Below are 584 nucleotides of genomic sequence, written 5' to 3' on the forward strand. Positions count from 1 at the left end.
TAGCCATTGTAAAGCTCTCCAAACCGCGTTGCTGTAGTGGTGCTTTCTTTGCAACTGTTTGGATTGTGTCCTTTACTGCACCTTCTGTTGCAGGTCTGGAAAAATGAGCAAGCAGAAAACCTGAGGCCTCTGCAAGGCTTGGCTGTCTCTGTAGCGGGAGACGGCCGAGCGGATTCACCTGGCCACTCAGCAAAATACGGGACATATACATTTCTGGAAATGGGCTCAAATAATATTATACATCTCGAGACAGTGCAGGTATTTACGCATTACGTAGGACCTGAATGATGGTTTCGTCTAACTTGTGAGCATTTGCAGTCCAATGAAGCTGGTGGCAGCTCGCACATGGAGTTAGAGGGACTAAAAAGAGGTCTGTCTTACCTAAGAGATGCGGATATAAATGTCACGACACTGGTAACAGACAGGCACTGCCAGATAAGGAAGTACATTGAGAACAACTATCCAGACATGGCCCACCAGTTTGACTGCTGGCACGTAGCAAAGGGTAAGGCCAAATTCATATCTCTTGCCTGTACAGCAGTTACTTGCATGTCGAGCTGCATGCATCATGCAGCTCCCAGTTG

General features: G+C 47.4%; 1 protein-coding gene. It reads left to right on the top strand.

Annotated elements, in window-relative coordinates:
* Positions 1-345 precede the first annotated feature (345 nt).
* Positions 346-584, top strand: a 239-nt coding sequence (locus tag Q2M23_RS43820; protein WP_316399562.1) for a hypothetical protein, incomplete at its 3' end; no start/stop codon positions are given.

The sequence above is a fragment of the Bradyrhizobium sp. 33ap4 genome, assembly GCF_032654765.1.
GTDB lineage: Bacteria > Pseudomonadota > Alphaproteobacteria > Rhizobiales > Xanthobacteraceae > Bradyrhizobium > Bradyrhizobium australafricanum.